This is a genomic window from Candidatus Thermoplasmatota archaeon, assembly GCA_038884455.1.
In the GTDB taxonomy this organism is placed as follows: Archaea; Thermoplasmatota; E2; order DHVEG-1; family DHVEG-1; genus JAWABU01.
This window is the reverse complement of record JAWABU010000013.1, coordinates 24,721-43,186: the sequence shown is the minus strand read 5'-3', so window position 1 is coordinate 43,186 and position 18,466 is coordinate 24,721. Positions and strand designations below refer to the sequence as shown.

General features: G+C 41.8%; 13 protein-coding genes. 6 read left to right on the top strand and 7 right to left on the bottom strand.

The window, feature by feature from the left end:
* Positions 1 to 1,057: ATP-binding protein (locus tag QXL17_03590; protein MEM4258219.1), on the top strand; the 1,057-nt coding region annotated here is incomplete at its 5' end.
* A gap of 249 nt (positions 1,058 to 1,306) precedes the next feature.
* Here QXL17_03590 and QXL17_03585 read toward each other — a convergent pair.
* From QXL17_03585 to tgt, 4 genes are all read right to left on the bottom strand, one after another.
* Positions 1,307 to 2,068 (bottom strand): nucleotidyl transferase AbiEii/AbiGii toxin family protein, encoded by a 762-nt coding sequence (locus tag QXL17_03585; protein ID MEM4258218.1) that lies wholly within the window; start codon positions 2,066 to 2,068, stop codon positions 1,307 to 1,309.
* Positions 2,065 to 2,811 (bottom strand): type IV toxin-antitoxin system AbiEi family antitoxin, encoded by a 747-nt coding sequence (locus tag QXL17_03580; protein ID MEM4258217.1) that lies wholly within the window; start codon positions 2,809 to 2,811, stop codon positions 2,065 to 2,067. The genes QXL17_03585 and QXL17_03580 overlap by 4 nt, the downstream gene beginning before the upstream one ends.
* A gap of 465 nt (positions 2,812 to 3,276) precedes the next feature.
* Complete coding sequence (locus QXL17_03575; protein MEM4258216.1) at positions 3,277 to 3,858, bottom strand: type II toxin-antitoxin system VapC family toxin; 582 nt, start codon at positions 3,856 to 3,858, stop codon at positions 3,277 to 3,279.
* A gap of 23 nt (positions 3,859 to 3,881) precedes the next feature.
* Positions 3,882 to 5,075 carry a tRNA guanosine(34) transglycosylase Tgt gene (tgt, locus tag QXL17_03570; protein ID MEM4258215.1) on the bottom strand — a complete coding sequence of 398 codons (1,194 nt, stop codon included), beginning with the start codon at positions 5,073 to 5,075 and terminating at the stop codon, positions 3,882 to 3,884.
* 56 nt (positions 5,076 to 5,131) lie between these two features.
* On the opposite strand from tgt, the gene QXL17_03565 reads away from it, so the two are divergent.
* Complete coding sequence (locus tag QXL17_03565; GenBank protein MEM4258214.1) at positions 5,132 to 5,803, top strand: queuosine precursor transporter; 672 nt, start codon at positions 5,132 to 5,134, stop codon at positions 5,801 to 5,803.
* A gap of 49 nt (positions 5,804 to 5,852) precedes the next feature.
* On the opposite strand, the gene gatE is transcribed toward QXL17_03565, so the two are convergent.
* Positions 5,853 to 7,790: a Glu-tRNA(Gln) amidotransferase subunit GatE gene (gatE, locus tag QXL17_03560; GenBank protein ID MEM4258213.1), complete on the bottom strand. Its 1,938-nt coding sequence runs from the start codon at positions 7,788 to 7,790 to the stop codon at positions 5,853 to 5,855.
* Between the two features lie 143 nt (positions 7,791 to 7,933).
* Between gatE and gatD the strand changes: the two genes are divergently transcribed.
* Positions 7,934 to 9,322 carry a Glu-tRNA(Gln) amidotransferase subunit GatD gene (gatD, locus tag QXL17_03555; GenBank protein ID MEM4258212.1) on the top strand — a complete coding sequence of 463 codons (1,389 nt, stop codon included), beginning with the start codon at positions 7,934 to 7,936 and terminating at the stop codon, positions 9,320 to 9,322.
* 12 nt (positions 9,323 to 9,334) lie between these two features.
* Here gatD and QXL17_03550 read toward each other — a convergent pair whose 3' ends face one another.
* Together QXL17_03550 and QXL17_03545 are read right to left on the bottom strand one after the other, a co-directional pair.
* Complete coding sequence (locus QXL17_03550) at positions 9,335 to 10,462, bottom strand: NAD(P)/FAD-dependent oxidoreductase (GenBank protein ID MEM4258211.1); 1,128 nt, start codon at positions 10,460 to 10,462, stop codon at positions 9,335 to 9,337.
* Between the two features lie 36 nt (positions 10,463 to 10,498).
* A complete protein-coding gene (locus QXL17_03545) occupies positions 10,499 to 12,409 on the bottom strand; it encodes a RiPP maturation radical SAM C-methyltransferase (GenBank protein ID MEM4258210.1) in 1,911 nt (636 codons plus the stop codon).
* Positions 12,410 to 12,534: 125 nt separating this feature from the next.
* Between QXL17_03545 and QXL17_03540 the strand changes: the two genes are divergently transcribed.
* From QXL17_03540 to QXL17_03530, 3 genes are all read left to right on the top strand, one after another.
* Positions 12,535 to 13,167 (top strand): DDE-type integrase/transposase/recombinase, encoded by a 633-nt coding sequence (locus QXL17_03540; protein MEM4258209.1) that lies wholly within the window; start codon positions 12,535 to 12,537, stop codon positions 13,165 to 13,167.
* 129 nt (positions 13,168 to 13,296) lie between these two features.
* Positions 13,297 to 13,443 (top strand): hypothetical protein, encoded by a 147-nt coding sequence (locus QXL17_03535; protein MEM4258208.1) that lies wholly within the window; start codon positions 13,297 to 13,299, stop codon positions 13,441 to 13,443.
* A 162-nt stretch (positions 13,444 to 13,605) separates the two neighbouring features.
* Positions 13,606 to 18,465: a NosD domain-containing protein gene (locus QXL17_03530; protein MEM4258207.1), complete on the top strand. Its 4,860-nt coding sequence runs from the start codon at positions 13,606 to 13,608 to the stop codon at positions 18,463 to 18,465.
* The last annotated feature ends 1 nt before the right edge of the window (position 18,466 follow it).

Sequence of the window (18,466 nt, the reverse complement as noted above, 5' to 3'; positions counted from 1 at the left end):
ACTTGTTGATTTCAAGCCTGAGAAACTTGATCTCGTTCTTCAAGCGTTTTATGAGCTCTACGGTTCAAATATAGACTATGTTGTCCTTGACGAAATCCAAAACGTAGAGAGATGGGAACTCTTCGCGAATCGGTTGAGACGAACGAAAAAGGTGATATTAACAGGGAGTAACTCAAAACTTTTATCTGGAGAGCTTGCTACCCGTCTCACCGGAAGGTACAGTGATTTCACTCTGTATCCTTTTTCGTTTCAAGAATTTTTGGCTCTGAAAGGAAAAACTCCATCGAGAGAAGCACTGTATTCAACGAAAAAAATATCTGAAATTAAGAACCTCGTCAGAGACTATATCTCCCTTGGCGGTTTCCCAGAGGTTCACAAGTTTGGGAAATCAATACTCCTGAAAACCTATGAAGATATCATCCAAAGGGATATTCTGCTCCGATATAGAATAAGAAACAAAACAACGTTCAAAGAGTTGAGTAAATATTTGATGTCGAACGTTGCTCAGGAGATAACTTTTACAAAATTAAAGAACATCATTGCTGTCAAAAATGTTCATACGATTAAAAACTACATTGATTACTTATCAACTGCCTACCTTTTTTTTATTATCGAGCGATTTTCGTTTAAGTTAAAACATCACATGATCGCACCGAAAAAAATATACTGTATAGATACAGGCATCATCAATACAGTCTCGTTTAAAGTGTCAGAGAATTTTGGAAAACTCATGGAGAACGTGGTTGCAGTGGATCTTTTGAGAAGAAAATCGTACTGGGATCCAGAGTCAGAACTGTATTACTGGAAGGATCATAGGCAACGGGAAGTAGATTTCGTTATAAAAAAAGGTCCTCGCGTACAACAAGCAATTCAGGTTACCTCGGCTTCAGATGAGGGAGAAGTAGCTGATAGAGAGTACACTGCGTTATTGAGTTCATCGAAGGATCTGCATTGTAACAATCTTCTTGTGATAACTTGGGATTATGAAGCAAAAAAAACCATTGATGGAAAGCAGATATACCATATTCCTCTTTGGAAGTGGCTTCTTTCCTCATGAAATCTTGGTAGGGTTATGCCCGATCTTCTCATGTTTCGGATATCATGTTCCTCAACCGCAACTTTTCAGAGATATTTCTTGTCTTTTTACTCACTTCTGAAGTAAGTACCGAGTCATCCAAAAGCTCTATCTTTCTCGTCTTAGAAGGTTCGAGCACGTCATCTCCCGAGTCCAAGATATGCTAATAATAGAGGTTTTCCTTGGACGGCTTTCTCCTAGAAAACGGTGAATACTCCCAGGCCTATAATCTCAGATATATTTCCTTAGAAATAGAACCACGTCATCGAACACCATTTTTACATTTGGTAAATTTTTCATTTGGTGTTGCAGTGAGTTTTTCCAAGCGTTTTCAAATTTTTGCTTTCTGGAAATTATGTCATTGATATCTAAGGTAAGATGTCTGAACTCACATTTCTTTTTGAACAGTTCTGAATCGAATGTTGTGTTCTTACGAAGGTACCAAACATCGTAGAGATCCCGGGGCCGTGTTCGTTCGAAGAGTGCTCTAGTTTTTTCCGCGAACATTTCTTCTAAAGAATAGACTGTTGTTCGTATATCCAATCTATCGGAATATGTTTGGAGAATGGTCTTTTGTTGTACCGGTGTCATAATGCATTCGTTTTCTTTTTTCGTGATATCGAGTTTTATCTTGAGAGGATCACCTGTTTTTCTAAGTATTCGAAAGTAGACAACGAAGAGATAGCCGTTTTCTACTTCTTCTGTTTCTATTTGTTGTGAGAAGTTGATACCTGCTTCGTTTTTTACTTTGTTGATGGTGTCATTGATTTGTTTTTTCATCTTTTCTAGGGGTACAGGTTCGAGAAGCGTGAAGTCAAGATCATCAGAGAATCGATAATTTTTGAAGTAGCATTTTTGTAATCCGGTTCCCCCCTTCAACGCCATTGTAGGAAGAAACGCAAGTAACCAGTTTTGTGCGTAGTCTCGTTCAATTGTGCTCGCTGGTATTTCGAAGGTACGTGCGAATGCTTTGATTTCATTCTCAGGGATCATTCCAATACCTCGATATCTTCGTTTATGATAAGTCTCCATTTCTTATGAGTAGTAGTTGTTTTTGGTTGTGTTGGGTCAAGCATCACGTAGTTTCTTGTTTGTATTGTTGGCAATGGTATCGATATATGTAATGTATCACAGAGGTAACCGAGCCTTCGGAGAACTGCCGTGTTTTTTAACTGCTGTACGTAGACAGAAAGCTTTTGTGTGTCGTAGTCTTGCGTTTTGAGTGCTTTTGCTACTTCGATGATGCCGCCGCTATAGTGCGGTTTGTCAAGGCAGTCGATAATGGTTTTTTCTTTATCGGTGATAGTGATTTTTTTATCTTCGAACCAGGCATATTCAGTTCCGAAGATTTTTTCTTTTTTGATTCGTACGATTTTGTAGGTGACGCCAAAGATGATGATCTCTTGTTTTTTCTTTCGGGCGGTTGTTTGAAGGAAGACGGTACGTGGGATTTGTTCAGTAAGTCCGTGATAGTGTAATGCTGACCAATAGGCAACAATACTGGGAGTAACCAGTAGGGAACCGATGACAAATTCATCTAGGGTGTAGGCTCCTTTTTTGGCTCCAAGCGGGATGATCATGTATTTTCCTTTTTCTATGCGTTCGATGTATCCTTGTTTCTGAAGCCGGGAGAGAATTACTCTGAGGACTGCTTTGTTGATAGAACTTGTTTTTTGTGCATCTTCTATGGTGAACGTTTTTTTGTTAGCAAGTTTTTCAACGAGGTTGTTTCTCATTTTTATACACCATGATTAACATTATTGTTAACTTTGGTGTATATAATTGAGAATATTTAAGGATTGTGCTGAAAAAACCATCTTCAATTGATTAACTAAAATCTACCGGGTCCATACATTACTTTCTCATGATCGATGGTTGAATAATGTTTTTTCCATCAAAAGATCGAAGGAATCTACGTTAATTACATTTAACGTAAAATAGAATATAGGTTAAACGAACATGCCAAACATCCATGACATTCTCATAGAGTCCAATCCCTGGTGGAAAGGTCCAACGACAATAGAATACAAAGAACGAGACCGTTGTTCTCAAATTACTAAATATCTTTTCCCCTTCCTCAGATCATTGCAATTACCGGCTGAGACGCGGGGAAAAACAACCCTCATCTTAAAAATCCTTCACGGTGTTATATAACAAGGTTTAAAACAATACTACGAGAGAGTGTTGGATTCTAAGTTTAGTTATTGGTCATATCTTAGATGTTCATCCTGGCGTTTGATGGCGATCCTATGTTTTTCTATAAATTCTTGAGCATCGCCTAACCAAAACTTCACCGAGGATTTTTTCTCTATAAAACCTGAGGTTGCAATTCGACCAAAATCACGATCATAGGTGATAATTCCTTTGACTTCAGGATGTTCACAGGCTGCTTGTATCAAGGAGAAATCAGAGAGTGATGGTTGTTTAAAAACATTGGTTTTAATTTCTTGGAGTTCAGGAGGAATTTTTCGGACGGTATAAACCAGAAATGTTGCTGGGAGATACTGTTGAATAACAGGACCTACCTCGTCAATGATGTGTTGTGTTGTTGCGATTACTATGGATGGAGATCGGAGCATGACAACAGTGTAACAATACCGTCGCTGGTGGCTTCTTTTCTCAAACGCGTAGATCAACACATTTGCGTCAGCAAGGTACACATCGTAGGTGATTTTTTCATGTAAAAAATGTCGATAGTTGAGCAGCTCACCACAAGCACATACCCTGTTTTTTCTTCCTTGGAGGGTGACTCTTCTGCTGCATCGCGGGCAAGTTACTTTCATATGAGACCTTTTATCCAGTATCGCTATTTGATTTTTATCCATGTTTTTTTCAGCTGTTGGTATGTACCAGTGTTGATTGCTTCTCGGATGTCACGCATGAGGTTGAGCATGAAATAGAGGTTGTGGTAACTGAGGAGATGAAAACTTAGTAGTTCTTGGGTTTTGAAGAGATGATGGAGATACGCTCGAGAATATGAGGCACATACTTTGCAGGTGCAGTGGGGGTCGAGCGGTTGTTTATCGTTACGGTATTTTGATGATGCAAGTTGCAGTCGATATTTGTTGGTTTTGGTTCCAAGGGGTGGCGTCAAAGAGACAAAACCACTCCGTGCCATTCGAGTTGGTGATACGCAGTCAAACAGATCAATACCTCGTTCAACTGATTCAAAGATATCTTCAACGACGCCGATGCCGAGGAGATGTCGTGGTTTGTCTTCAGGTAGATTTGGAGTAACCCAGTTGAGAATTCGGTACATATCTTTTTTTGATTTTCCAAGAGAACCGCCGATTGCGTATCCGTCAAAGGGGAGTGAAACGAGATGATGAACACTGCTGAGACGAAGGTCTTTCCAGTGTCCACCTTGGACGATGCCGATGAGTGCCTGTTTCGTGGTATGTGTGTTGAGGCATGTCTGTGCCCATTGATGGGTCCGGTGAAGGCTTTGTGCAGTGTATGTTTTTGACGATAGTGGCGAGGTGCATTCGTCTAAAGCTAAAATCATGTCTGCACCGAGTTTTTCTTGGATTTTTATTGATTTTTCAGGTGACAAAAATTGTCGTGAATTGTCGTAAATTGATCGAAAGTGTATCCCTGTATCTGTGATGGTGACGATTGATTTACCAGACGGCTTGCTGTGGGTATATTCTTCGCCGGGAAAAAAGAGTTTGCCAACAGCATGTTCTTTGCCTAAACCTAGGGAGAATGCTTGGAATCCACCGCTGTCGGTGATGAGTGGTTTATTCCAGTTCATGAAACGATGCAGGCCACCATGATCTGCGATGATATCTGCTCCAGGTTGCAGCATGAGATGGTAGGTGTTGCAGATGAGGATTTGTGCTCCGATTTCATTGAGATCATCAACTGAGAGTGCTTTGACAGTTGCTTTGGTTGCAACTGGTATGAGTTCTGGTGTGTGGACGGTTCCATGGTGAAGGCGAAGGATGCCGGTTCTGGCGTTGCCATCTGTTGCTTTGACTGTGAACTGTAAGAAACCCATGCTGAGGAGAAAAATATAAGTAAAATAAATATTTTCGTCTGTGGATGATCAACGAGTTGTTGTGGATTGGGTCGATTCTTCTCTGTTTCTGTATGGTGATTGCTGCCTATCGGTTGTTTGGTAAAAATGGTTTATTTGTTTGGATGGCAGTTGTTGTTATTGTTGCAAATATTGAGGTGATGAAAACTGTTGAGATTTTTGGGATGGTTACCGCGCTTGGGAATGTAGTGTATTCGTCGTTGTTTTTAACGACAGATATTCTTACAGAAAATTATTCAAAAAAAGAGGCGCAGAAAGCAGTTTTGATTGGTTTTTTTGTTTTGATCTGTGTGACCGTATTGATGCAGATGACGATTACATTTATTCCTGATGAATCTGATTTTGTCAGTGATCATCTTTCTGCGCTGTTTGTGTTTTTGCCTCGTATTACCTTTGCAAGTTTAACTGCGTATCTCGTGTCGCAAACTCTTGATGTGTATCTTTTTGCGAAGTTGAAAGATAGACATCGCCGAAGATATTTGTGGTTTAGAAATAATTTTTCAACGTTTCTGAGTCAGAGTATTGATACGAGTATGTTTACCGTACTTGCATTTGTTGGTGTGTTTTCACCAGAGATTATCCTTCAGATTTTTAGCACGTCGATGATCATGAAAGTTGTTATTGGTGTTTGCGATACCCCGTTTGTCTACTGGGCGCGAAGTCTGTATGAGAAAAAGAAGATGAGTTGAGGGTAAAGGAAAAAGCAGATGGTGCGAACAAACATTCTTTTTCAAGAGGTCATGTGGTTTTTGTTCTGCGATCGTGTTGGAGTTTTTTATACACCAGGTCGCTTATTGTTTTTCCATCGATGCGCATGCGTGCTTCTTTCATGACCTCGCCCATGATGTGATGAAAAGAAAGCGAAGTTCGGGAAGACTGCTTGTATTGTGCTACGATTTTCTCAACAAGTTTTTCAAGATCTTGATGTGAGAGCGGTGTTATCTGTAATGTTGTGAGGGCTTCAGAAACTGTTGTGTCTGGATGGTTCGCGAGAAACTCGAGAAGTACAGGGAGTGCTTCTTTGCTGAATTTTTTGTCATGATATCCTTGAAAAACCTGATAGAGCGTCTGATCTGATAGCTGGTGAACTGGTGTTCCTTTTCTACGTAAAAACGTGAGTGTTTCTTCAAGAGTAACTGCAACAAGCATTGGCTGCAGGTTGAAATCTTTGATAATTTTTTGAAAAAGCGACAGGTTCTTTGAAATGCTCAGTTTTGTTGCAAGAAACGAGGGTATTCCTAGGTCGCGGAGTTGACGTTCTGTTTCCCAGAGGTGCTGAGGCATGTTTTTTCGGATGGTTTCAAGTCTGTTTTGTGGTATCGATGTCGGTGGCGTGTCAGTATCTGGATACATCCGATTGGGTCCGGGAAGAATGCGTTCGAAGTCGTTGATGCCTGTTGGGAAAACTTGTCTTGTTTCAGAGGGGACGCCATTGGTTGCTTCGACGGCACGTTGTTTGATTTCTTCAAGTGCAGTGTGCACATCATCAGGAGGACCCCAAACGAGAACCAATGCATCAGTTGGTTTCATAGAGAAGAGACGTTCTAGGGTTTTGATTTCTTTGGTACTTACGCCAAAGTTTTGAAACTTGGTGTTGATAAGAATATTCGGCATACTGTCAAGGCAGGCGATAACTCGGACGCGACCTGCAAGTTCATCTGCAAATGTTTTCCCAGGTTGTGTTGGCATATCAAGGATGCCGGCATAATTTCGGAGTAGGATGCCGGCAATGATACCTTTGTGTCGTAATGTTTCCTTGAATCGTGGAACGCGGGTGTGCTTGAAGAGGGTGGTGACGTCTTTGTGTTCACTTGAAAAGGTTTTGTCAGTGATACCACGAAGTCTGAGTTCGTCGCGGATCGTAAGCAAGGCTTTTTGTCGTTGTGCTTCAATAGCTACTGCGCGAGGTATGTACTGGAGTTTTGAGATGCCTTTGAGTTCGATACGTGTGCCACCCGTGATGCTGACGTTGACATCTTGACGGATACTGCCAAGTCCTCGTCGTACTTTGCCGGTTGACCGAAGGATTCGTCCGATGAGACGTGCAACGTCTCCAGCTTCTTGCGGTGTTTGGATATCGGGGTAGGTTACTACTTCGACAAGAGGGATGCTGAGACGGTCGGTTTTGAAAACGATCTGATGACCTTGGTCGCTGATTTCTCGGCAGGCGTCTTCCTCAAGTCCGAGTTGGATGAGTCGTATTTTTCGATCTTTGTAGGGAATCCATCCTTCAACGCCGACAATACCAGTTCGTTGGAAGCCGGTTGGGATGCTGCCGTCGAGGTATTGTTTACGGCTGATGTGGAGTTCATCAACGATGCTGTAGTTGAGAAGGAGGGCGATTTCGAGGGCAATATCCAATGCGTGCGGGTTGAGGTGAAATGGCGGCGTGTCGTCCATTTCGTAGGTGCAGACGGTATCGTGGTAGAGTTGGTAGATGACGTTTTTTTTGGTTTTGAATTCCATGAGTGCAGTACCGTCGTATTCACCGAGTTCTGAAAGAGTTGGTCGCATATGTCGAAGAATGAGAGAGTCTGGTTTGTCTCGGCGGAGGGTTGCATGACATCGACAGAACAGTTTTTTATCAGTATTGAGCTGTTGATGAATTTCTAAACCGCATTGTAATCCGAGGTGTTTAAAGTAGGCATCATCATCGAGGTGATATGTTTGGTTCATCGGTACGGGGCAAATGCGATGAGTCTATCTAAATATTACGCCGATGTTCCTCGTGTTTTTTTGGTTTTTTTCTGAGGGCAGTATTTCTTTATAGGTCTTGTTCGTTTATCGGTGGTATGCAGTAAATAGCTTTGGTGATTGAGATGGTTCGTGATGATCTCTATAAAGGGTATCGTGGTGCTGCAAAAGAAAAACTCATGCAGTTTGGAGTGAAAGTTTGGAGTGATGTCGTAATTACGTCATCTCGTGGTACGTTTCAAGGTATTATTCTCCCTCGTGCTGAGATTGAGGATGATCAGCATATCGTGTTAAAGCTTCACAATGGGTATAATGTTGGGATCAAGGTTGATTCGATTCAGGCGGTCGAAGAGGTTGGGTATAAGGAGGGACATTATAAGATTCCGGAGTCTGAGTTTCCGAAGGATCCGAATAAACCAAATGTGACTTTGTTTGGAACTGGGGGAACGATTGCATCTCGTCTTGATTATCGAACTGGAGCGGTAATTCCTGCGTTTTCTCCTGGTGAGTTGTATGGTGCTGTTCCTGAACTGGCTGGTATTTGTAATTTGAAAACTGAGAAGTTGTTTGGTATTTTTAGTGAGAATATGGGGCCTGAACAGTATATCACGTTGGCAAAAGCAATCGGTCAGGAGATTGAAGCTGGTGTTGATGGTATCATCATTGGTCATGGGACTGATACGATGCATCATACCGGTGCGATTCTTTCGTTTATGGTGCAGAAACCACCAGTTCCGATCGTGTTGGTTGGTTCGCAGCGGTCATCGGACCGGCCGTCGAGTGATGCAGCATTAAATTTGATTAATGGGACGCGGACAGCAGCGTTTTGTGACATTGCTGAGGTGATGGTGTGTATGTTTGGCCCGACGAGTGATCAGTATAACCTGCTGCATCGGGGCACGCGGGTTCGGAAGATGCATAGTAGTTATCGGAGTACGTTTCGAACAATTGGTGACATACCTCTCGGGATGGTGAGTCCGACGGAGTTTCGGTATTTCCGGAAGGATTACAATAAACGTCGGAACGACCGTGAGGTGGTTATCGATACTGCGTTTGAAGAAAAAGTTGCAATTGTGTATTATTATCCAAATATGCATCCTGATATGATTGAGTCGTTGATTGATCATCGGTATAAAGGGATTGTGATTGCAGGAACTGGTCTTGGTCATGTGAATAAACCGTTGTATGCACCGTTGCAACGTGCTGTGGAGGAGGGAATTGCAGTGTATATGACGGTTCAGACGTTGTGGGGATATGTACAGATGTATGTGTATGATACGGGTCGTGATTTGATGAAGCTTGGGGTTGTTCCTGCGCAGAATATGCTGCCGGAGGTTGCGTATATGAAGCTGTGTTGGGTGCTTGGGCATACGGCGAATCCTGATGAAGTTAAAAAGATGATGTTGACTCCGATTGCTGGTGAGATTACTGAACGTGAGCCGCATAATGGATATATTATTCTTCAAGGTGGTGTTCCTGAGGTTGATCAGTTTGTCAGCACGTTTCTGCGGTAACTCAGAGACGTGTTATTTAGTGTGCATGCTAAGGTATTGACGTGTGATACGTGGTGTTTTCAGGAGCAGGCGAATGAAAAACTCTTCGAAACTGTACCAGTTCATCATTTTTTTATAGATAAGATCAGTCAGTGTTTCACTGGTGGCTGCCAGATGTATGAGGTTGTTGAGAAACCACTGGTGATAGAAATAGTTTCTGAGTTGACAGCTAGTAACAAGCCTTTTACCGTATGCGTTTCTCCATAATCGATCATACGACAGGATATCATTGTTTTGAATGGCGATGCTTGCTTGTTCTGCTGACCAGAGTGCATAGGTTATTCCTTCGCCCATAATAGGATCAACATGTCCTGCTGCATCGCCTAGAAGCATCCAGTTTTTTCCAGCGCACGGTGTTGTGAAAAAATCACTTGATGAGGCTGAAGGTATATATGCCCCCCATGTTTTTTGAAGGTTCATGGCGGGATAATGGGTGGTGAGAAACTGGTGAAATAAGGTTTTGAGGTGTGATGCATGGGAATATGGTACGCCGATTCCGAGGTTGTAGCGGTCTTTTGCTGGAAAACACCAGGCGTAGCCTTTGATGCCTGGGAAAAAACGTATGCTTCCTGGTTGTGGTGTCGTGGTTGTTGCAAAGCAGCCGTAACAGACGCCAAGATGCTGGTGTGGTATGGGACCGGTTGTTTTTTTTCGCAGAATGCTCTGAACTCCATCGGCACCAACAATAAGAGTACTGGTATAGGTTTTCTGTGGTGTATGAAGCGTCCAGGTTTTGTTTGCATAGGTGATGTTTTCAACGCGTTCTTTGATAAGGATGCATCCGTTTTTTTGTGCTTCAGTGACCAGCATCGTGTCAAGATCTAACCGTGAGATGAGGATGCAGTCTTTTTTCCCATACGTAGATACAGCTGTTCCATCAGGAGCGATGAGAGTAATTGGATCATCAAGGAGTTTTTTGTTCGGTGTTTTTTGAAGTATAGGAAATTTTCTCACCGCTAGTGCAGTAAGTCCCCCTCCACAGGGTTTTTCTCGTGGGTGGGTATGATCAAAAAGAAGAGGGGTATAGCCTTGGGATGCGAGTAGATATCCAAGATATGCTCCAGCAGGTCCTGCACCGATGATGATGATTTCATGGTTCATCTTTTTTTCCCGTGGGTATGTTTTTTTTTGTTTTGGTTAAGCAGGTGTCGCGAGGAGCAGGCCTGGTTGTTTTGTAGGTTGTGGTCTTGTCCGGTGGTTGAGTTTCATGAAATCTAAAGGTAATGATAGGTAGTAATTGTCTTCGTGGTAGAGGAGGTCTTGCTGTTCGAATGTATTAAGTATCGCTGCGAGTTCGTAGTCCGGAAGTGTTGGGTATTTGTCGTGAAGTTCAGTAAGGCTTGTGATTGTGGTACAGGTGAGAAAAATATCTCTCTCTATGTTTTCAAGGACATAGTATTTGAAAAATTTTGGGTCGCGATGGTCATATATCTTGAGAAATGAATGAACATCTACATAGTAAAAAACATACCGGCTAAACGGATTGGTACTGGTATTGATTTTTTCTTTTCGTTGATGGGCATGGTTATTCCACGTGGTGATAAGGTTGTCCCAGTCGTTTTGTGGCGGGTTTGGAATTATTGGTGTAGCGGTGTAGACAAAGGAAAAATTGTTTTTGAGTATGTCTGGTGGGAACATGAGGGTGTCGTGGCTTGTTGGTTCGAGTTTTTGGATGTTGAATTGTTCTGGGTGCTGGTAGATTTTACTTCCGTAGAGGATGCAAAGTTCAGCGAGTTGCGGCGGGTCAAGATAGGTTTGTATTTTTTCAACGATTTTTTTGGTTTCTTCGTAGTCTTGACGGTCTTCGTTTGGGTAGTGGATTATGAGGTTGTAGAGGTTGGTGATGTGGTTTTCTTGACAGTATTTGAGTGCTGCGATGTTGTCGATGACGCGGGTTCCTTTGTTCATTTTTTTGAGGTAGTGTTTGCTGAATGACTCGATTCCTGTTTGGATTGTGTTGAATCCTGCTTCTTTGAGTAAGGTGTAGTCGTCGCGGGTGAGTTGGTCTGCCCGTGCTTCTGCAAAGAAGAACAGGTTGAGGGGTTTGAGTTTTTCTACGAGCAGGTGGAGGTTTTCTTTCGGCAGTGTGTTTCCGATGAGGTGAAATTGGAGCATTTGATAGGTTTGTGATAGCGTCTGTATTTCTTCGATGATTCGTTCTGTTTTTTTTTCTCGGTAGTTTTTATGCTGGAATGCTAGGTTGCAGAAGGTGCATTTGTTCCATTGGCAGCCTCGTGATATTTCAACAGGGAGTTTGCCATGGTAGAGGAAATAGCAGGCGATATCATCGGTTACCTGGGAGATGTCGTGGTAAAAATCTGTGTAGTCTGGTATGGGGAGTGTGTTGAGGTCAAGTGTTGTTTGCATGGAGTTTGATACGACGGTGTTGTTGGAGCGGTAGATTAAACCAGGGATTGTGTTTTCTGGCTGTGCTGTAGCAAGTTGGTAGAGTGCCTCTTCTCCATCTCCAGAAACAGCATAGTCAATAAAAGGAAATGCTTTAAGGATTCCGATGCCGAGATCTGCTGTTGTCCTGCTCCCGCCGAGGATGATTTTTTTATCAGGCCATCGTTGTTTGATGGTATGTGCTAGTGCTAGCGAGGGGAGAAGTTGACCGTAGTTTACGGTAAAACCAATGAGATCATAGTTTTGCCAGCTAATGTTGTTGAGAGTCCAGTGGTAGAATTGATCGGTTCGTTGTTCGTAATCATCAAAGGTTAGATTGTTTTGTTGGTCTTTTTTTATAGCGTTTTGTTGTTCGTATTTTTGTTGTATTTGATCTTTTGTGACGGACCAGTGATCAGGGAATAGGTATTTGGTAAAAATCATTTGAGAGGTGTATGGTGTATGGGGTGGTGTGATGAGTGAAAGGTAGGAGGATAAGCCGTAGATTTCTGCTGCTTTGAGGTACAGATGTTGTGTGTGAACTGGTATGTTTCTTTGCTGAAGATATGTTTTGAGTAGGGGTAGTTGTATGCTGGGTATGTCGATTTGAGCATATGGCATTGATAGGAGAAGAATACGGGTGTTAGAGCATACAGGTTCCATTGTATGTATCAAATCATATCCTGGTTTTTATAATTAACTCTTGCTGGTTGTGAGAGTGTCAACTTAAGGAATTATTTTTTTAATTGAGCAACCCATTCCACTCTATAAGCAAACAGAGGATGGGTATGCTCAATCGAATAGTAGAATTGTTAGAAGATAGAAAAATCTTTGTGATGCAAAGGACAAGCCACGAAACAAAAGTGATAGCAATACTTATCTATCACGCTGGTCTTTCCTATAGGAAAACCAGTAAAATCATCGGAAATCTAGAACCATTTTCATATGAGGCATTACGAAAATGGTACAAAAGATGTGCCACATTTTTTTGTCCTGAGAATAAACAACGAAAGGTCATCGCTGTGGATGAAACCAAGGTTAACTGGGAAGGACGACAGATCTATATTTGGAATGCAATTGATATTGAGGATCATGTTGTCCTCGCGGTTTATATCTCAGTTAGTAGGACATCTTTTGATGCACTCTACTTTCTGAAACTTGTTTTGAATACTTGTGAGGATAAACCTAAAATCCTGGTTGATGGTGGTCCTTGGTATCGCTGGGCTTTACAGAGATTGGGTCTGGAATGGGAACACCAAACTTTTGGAGAAAGAAATCATATTGAGCAGTGGTATAATCAGTATAAAGCCCGTGTGAAACGCTTCTGGAAGCGTTTTCCACATCGTAGCTCTTTACAGAGTATTAATCAATGGTCTATTGCTTGGACTGGTTTGTATAATCTTCTCTTGGAGGTGTCTTAAGTTGACAGTCTCTCTTTTATGCAACACTTTTTTCTTTGAAGAAAAACAGTATAAAATGAGAGTCTCATACATATATGGTGCAGAAAGAGTGATCATTTTGCTTGACTTCGAATCTCAGAGGATGTAAATATGGAAAAATATAGTGATTCATCTGCAAAAAATCTGGATGACGATACATTTGATTTAACATATGAAGAAATCAGAAATCTTGGGTATCAATTTGCAGAGATCATTTCTGAGTATTATAATTCAGAACAAGCCCTATTGTGCCATTGAAATCTCTAAAACAGTTGAAATTGATGCTTGATGACCCTCTTCCTCAGACAACCACATATAACTAATCTAATATTTGAATCACATAGTTTATATACATCTAATTAGATAAAAGCTTAGCAAAAAATGTAGGTAATACTACGTTTTTTTGATAGGGGGAAAATAATGAGAACAACTTTTTTACAAAGAAGAAAATCTATACTTTTGAAAGCAAGTGCAACGATCCTGAGTATTATACTCACGGTAGGAATTATACCTTTTTCAACTGCGAAAACAGAAGCTCCGTTCAACGATGAGTTTATTTGCTACAAAAACACTGCTGGTACATTCAGTCAGAATATGAGGTCACTGCCAGACACCCATCCATGTTTTTCGAAAACAACTAGATGTGAAGACAACAGTGAAAACAAATTTCCTGAGTTCTCATTTCGCAACACGGATAGATATGCTCCCGGAACAATTCTTATTAAATTTACCTCTGATGTGTCTTTATCTCCTTATAGTTCATCAGAAGATAGTATAGCAATAATCAAACATATGCAAGGTTTTGACCAGCAGTCTTTTGCACCGATTCAATCGGTGAAACCGTTATTTTCTTTGCATAACCAACCAAAGAATAGTGCAGCAAAAGAAGCATGCGGTCTTAGCCAATGGTTTGTTTTAAAGGTGCCTCCCAACATCGATATACCAGCTGAGGTTCTCAAATACCAACAACTCCCCGGTGTTGAGTATGCACAACCAAGCTATGCTGTGAAAGCATATGATATCCCTAATGATCCCTACTACTCTACCAGTGGAAGTTGGGGTCAAAATTTCAGAGATCTCTACGGGCTTTACAATATTCAAGCACGCAGCGCATGGGACACAACAGTAGGTTCAGAAAATGTTGTGGTTGCAGTGATTGACTCCGGTGTTGATTACAACCATGAAGATCTTCATGAAAACATATGGATTAATCATGGTGAGGATATCAATCAGAATCATGTTGTTGATGATATGGATTTTAATGGTATTGATGATGATCACAATGGATTTGTTGATGATATTATTGGTTGGGATTTTGTCAACCATGACAATGATCCAATCGATGACCATGGCCATGGAACGCACTGTGCTGGAACCATTGCAGCAGTCGGAAACAATGCACGAGGAATCGTCGGAGTTATGTGGAACTGTTCAGTTATGCCAGTGAAAGGGTTAGATTATGAAGGATCAGGATGGCCTGAGGATCTTGCTGCAGGAATTCAATATGCTGCAGATAACGGTGCTCAGATCCTCAGTAATAGCTGGGGGTATCCATTTCAATTTCCATCTGATCCTGTTCTTGAAACAGCAGTTCGATACGCCTATGCAGCTGGTTGCCTTGTAGTGTTTGCTGCAGGTAACTGTAATGATGATGTTCAATTTTACAGCCCTCAAAATATGAAAGAAGAGGTGATTACAGTTGCTGCGGTTGACCACCTTGATCAGAAAGCAGTGTTCTCAAATTGGGGAAACCTGGTTGATGTCAGTGCACCAGGTGTTGAAATCCTTTCTCTGCGAGCACGAGATACAGATATGTATGCGTTGTTTGGACGACCTGGTTCTCATTTCGTTCCACCCTATGACCCCACTGCGAAATATTACGTTGCGAATGGAACAAGCATGGCCTGCCCACATGTTGCAGGATTACTTGGCTTGATGCTGTCAAAAACAACAAATCACACTCAACAGTCAGCACAAACAATTCTAATGCAAGCAGTTGATGTTCTGAATGTCTCAGTACCTTTTGGTCATGGACGTATCAATGCATCAAAAGCACTGAGCAGAGAGCCAGCTATCGCTAAGCTCAACCCCATTTCTCCAACAGGAGAAGCCTGTGGCGTTATCGATGTTTACGGAACTGCATGGGGTGTTTTATTCCAATCATACACTCTTGAACTTGGAAGTACCAGATCTCCAACAACGTGGACTGAACTTTACACCTCATCAGCCCCTGTGCAACACGGAGTTGTTGGGACGATTAATACGACATTGCTGCCAGATGGGGTTTACACACTTCGCTTAACAGTGTATTGTTCTGATGGTATATACCAAGATACAACCGTGATGTTTGTGAATAATGTCTATACCTGTTTTATCGTTGATGATGACAACATTCAAGGTCCCTGGGGAGGAACCAATGAGCACCCCTATCGATACATTCAGGATGCTGTTGAAGCTGCCGGGTCAACCGATGATATTTATGTTCGTGCTGGAACTTACACAGAACATATCAATATTGTTCGATCTGCAAACATTACTGGTGAGGATGCTGATGTGGTTGTTCTTTCTGCCCCATCAATCTATCCAGAAGTACTTAAAGCAGAACAGGGAAGAGTTCAGATAACTGGTTTTACGATTCAGGGACAAGGAAAAACAGGTTTGCTCCTGGTTAATTGTTCAGAAAGTCGCATCGCTAACAATCATATTACTGACGCGTTGATTGGACTTTTTATCATATCCCCATCAGCGACCACGATTTCTGCAAACCATATCACGCATTCATACCATGGTATTTTTATTCAAAAAGATCAATGCGCAGTTCATAACCGCATTGAACATAATTACGTTTCCAATTGTCAAGCATCAGGAATTGTGATTCAGAGCGACCGGAGCTGGATTACAAACAATACAGTCTCTCAATGTGGCGGGGGGATATCGCTGAAAGGAACGAACAATACGATCGTTCAGAATACCGTGCTTCAGAGTTCCGGATACGGTCTTCTTCTCTACCAGTCAATGTATTCTTGTGTTTCAAAGAATACGGTTGTGGGAAGTAGTTTTGACGGGTTCACACTCCACGAATCCTCCAAGAATACAATTTCGTATAACCGAATCAATGACAGCGGATGGAGTGGTGTCTCTGTATTTAAAACCACGCAGAATATCTTTTCTTCAAATACGATAACCAATAGTACCTACTCTGGTTTCCTATTGTGGTCAATGAGTAATGCTAATACGATTGTTGGAAATGTGTTTGTCCAGAACGACTATGCTGGTCTGTATCTTGGAAGTGGGATAACTCAGAACAGGATATTTTTGAACAACTTTTTTGACAATACTCCTATGCATGCGTATGATGAAGGAACAAACATTTGGGACAATGGACCATCTGGTGGGGGAAACTACTATGATGATTACACTGGAGTTGACGCTAATTATGATGGCATCGGCGACAGCAGCTATCAGATTGCTGGCGGAAGTAATCAAGATCGTTATCCATTGATACATCCCTATAGAAACATTATCAATACGAATACCGGAGAAATATTTTTCACGATCCAACAAGCAATCACCGATGTTGACACCATGGACGGCCATATGATTCTTGTCAAAGACGACACCTACTCTGAAGTTATTACTCTTGATAAATCAATTATCCTCCGAGGAGCAGATCCACGTTCAACCATTCTTGATGGGAAACATACTGCATCATGCATCGTTTCCGTGTCAGCAGATGGAGCAACCATCCAAGGTTTTACCATCCAACATGGATCGTATGGTGAGTTTACCAGCGGCATCCGAATCACAGGTGATTCGAACACTGTTACTCAGTGCATTATACAAGACACTAGGATCGGCATCCTCATACAACATGCTCAGTTGAATATGATTACAGACTCTTTGGTTACGCATAATGCGCAAGGTATACAACTAAGTACTCTTGCCCAATCAACCATCATTTCAAACTGTACCATTTCAAGAAACAACGAGGTTGGCATTGTTTTTTCTGAAACTACCATGTTCTGTACGGTTACCAATTGTACCATCGAGAACAATACTGACGGTGTTCTCTGCTTCGCAGCAGATGCATGCAACTTTTCTGATAATATTGTTGAGCACAACACAAATCACGGTGTTTTCCTCTGGTACTCCCTGGGATGTAAACTCCGACGGAACCATATTCGGTTGAACACCTATGATTTTACCGTTGAAGGCGACATCGAACAGTTTGACCATGACATTGATGCGTCTAATACCGTGAACAGTAAACCAATCATCTATCTCAAACACCACAGTAACCTTTGTCTCGATGCGGTAGCTGCCGGTTATCTTGCATTGATATCCTGTCGTAACATCTCAGTAAAAAATCTCGATGTTTACGGTATCGCAGTTGTCAACACCAGCAATGTAGCCATCACTACCGTCAGAAGCCATCATGCAAAATATGGAATACTCCTTTGCTCAGTCGTTCAATCAACCGTGGCTAACTGCATTCTCACGAACAATACCATTGGTCTTCTCTCAACTGCTGATCTTTTCTACCTCTACCCAACATCCAGCTACAATACCATCACCCGAAATACCATTCATTCCAACGAAAAAGGCATTCTTCTCTCAAAACATTCCCACCACAACACCATTTCAGCAAATCACATCTATATGAACACTATCGCTGGTATCCAAGTAGAACTCTCCTCATCAAACACCATCACGAGAAATACCATCACGAGAAATCTCCACGGCGTCTACGTCTCCTCTGAGCTTCTCTTAGACTACCGCGATGGGTCACGGATGAATACCCTGACTGAAAACATAATTGCAGATAACGTCTACGGTATCAGAATTCGGTATATCGGACATCCGCTCTACTACGCATCAGATAACAACAGTATTTATCATAACACATTATACAATAACACCTACCATGCCATTGATGAATGCAGAAACAAATGGAGTCGAAACAATGAAGGCAATTACTATGATGATTACACTGGAGTTGATGCTAATTATGATGGCATCGGCGACAGCAGCTATCCGATTGCTGGGGGCAACAACCAAGATCAGTATCCACTCATGCATCGATTCAAACTCGGTGATCTGAACCTTGACGGTATGATTTCATTTGGTGATATTGATCCTTTTGTCCTTGCACTCTCAGATCCCTATGGGTATCAGCAGCAGTACCGCATCAAAGCAACCTTACACGGTGATATCAATCAAGACGGGCAGATTACCTTTAATGATATCGACCCGTTTGTTGCATTGCTCAGCAACGGATGAT